This is a genomic window from Robinsoniella sp. (assembly GCF_034124845.1).
This window is the reverse complement of the sequence record NZ_JAWYAJ010000437.1, coordinates 1-2,043: the sequence shown is the minus strand read 5'-3', so window position 1 is coordinate 2,043 and position 2,043 is coordinate 1. Positions and strand designations below refer to the sequence as shown.

The window sequence follows — 2,043 nt, the reverse complement described above, 5'->3', positions numbered from 1 at the left end:
CTTCCTGTATTTTTTCAATCAGGGAATTGAGCGCCTGAATGATCTGGGTCTCATCGCTGGGCTTTAAGATATAATGCTGAACGCCGTATTCCATGGCTGCTTTTGCATACTCAAATTCTCCGTAACCGGATAACAATATAAACTTGACGGGGAGCTGGTGGTAATTCGCTTCTTTCACTAACTGGATACCGTCCATAACAGGCATTTTGATATCTGTAATAACAATGTCGGCAGGATAGCTGCACAGATAGTCAAATGCCTGCTTTCCATTTTCGAAAACGGCTGTAAGTTCACAGCCTGCGCTATGCCAATCAATTATTTTTGAAATTCCGGTTCGAATGATTTCTTCATCATCAACAAGTACCACTTTTATCATGAGCGGTTTCCTCCGAATTATGTATAATTTGAATTAGTTATTTGTATTAGTTATTTGAATTAGTTACTTGCTTCATATATTTGCTTCAGTTATTTGTATCAGATATTTGTTTAGTTATTTGTATTAGTTATCTGTATCAGTTATTTGCTTCAGAGAAAGGATGATCCAAGGGAATGAGGAATCCAACGGCTGTTTCTGTATTTCGGGTACTTTGAATGATGAGATGATAGTCTGCACCATAAAATAATTTAATCCGTTCGTTTACATTTTTGAGTCCCACCCCATTTCCGTTTGTTACGGCAGTTCCATTGAGAATTAGTGGAATCTGTGTCTCCGGGATTCCCGGTCCGCTATCCTTTACCTGTATCTGCAGTTGTTCTCCTGACTGCTGAATGACCAGGGTAATGGTACAGGGATGATCAGATGGTTCCAGTCCGTACTTGATGGAATTCTCGATAATGGGCTGAATCATGAGTTTCGGCATCTCTACGGAGAGTAAAGTTTCATCAATTATCGTTTCATAGATTAAGCGTTTGCCAAATCGGATCTGCTGAATCGCGATATAATGATTTATTAATGTAAGTTCATCCTGGATGGTATGAAAGTTCTGCTTCTGGGTCATGGCGCTGCGCATAAGAACAGCCAGGGATTGGACGATAGTTGAGATCTGGGGCTGTCCATTCACCTTAGCGATCCAGTTAACGCAATCCAGGGCATTATATAGAAAGTGAGGATCGATCTGTGCCTGGAGAGCCTGCAGCTGTGCTTCCTTGGTGAGAAGCTGGGTCTTATAATTGTCATTAATCAGGGTATCTATCTGTTTGGTGGTATTGATAAAATTATGGCAGATTGCACCGATTTCATCTTCTCCTACCGATTCCAGCAGATACTCTTCCCGAATCTGGAAATTACCGTGGGCAAGTGAATGCATTTCTTCATTCATGCGGGATAGTGGTATTGTAATCATTCTGGAAATCCGGATACAGCTGATTAGAACAAGTAAAAAAACAATTACCAGGATTATAATTGCTGCCTGGACCGCTGTATCTATGCCCTGCATAACCTGTGATTGTGAAATCAACAGATAATAATTCCAGTTTGTAATGGGGGACTGGCGCTGGGAAACAATATAGGATTTTCCCTGTAGTTTTTGGATGGAATCATCGGACAGGGAAGCAATCAGGGCAGGATCGAGTTCATGAGAAGGCTGGTAAAGCAAGGTATCGCCGTCTTTTATATAGATAAAACTCTTATAATAATTTTCATTAAAGGAAGTATTGTCTGTAAGCTTATCCATATCAATCCAGATAATAATAGCCCCCAGGGTATCAAAATTATCTTTTCGGCTTGTGGAACGTATCAGTCTGGCACAGCCGATCAGATTATCCTTTGTGCGGTTTTGCAGCCAGACAGCCCCGCCGCTATCATTGGATACTTCTTTTGGCAGATCCTCCATGGAGGAGAAAGAGTGCCCAAAAGGTGAGGAGGCAGAACTGTATACGGCATTTTTTATAGAAAATACTTCAATCTTTTCTATTGATTTTGAATAGGTACAACTGTTAAACAGATAGTCCCTGATGTGTTCTTCACAGCTGAGCCTTGTAAAAGGATCATTAGAAACTGAATGAATAATTTTCAGATTTTTCTGTACATCGGGAGAGGTCATG

At 40.6% G+C, this 2,043-nt stretch carries 2 protein-coding genes; both read right to left on the bottom strand.

Annotation, left to right across the window (positions count from 1 at the left end):
• On the bottom strand, positions 1-376 hold a 376-nt coding region (locus tag ACH2DQ_RS21450), incomplete at its 3' end, for a response regulator (RefSeq protein WP_395028272.1).
• Between the two features lie 136 nt (positions 377-512).
• Positions 513-2,043 (bottom strand): histidine kinase (locus ACH2DQ_RS21445; protein ID WP_395028270.1); only part of this gene is annotated, 1,531 nt, incomplete at its 5' end.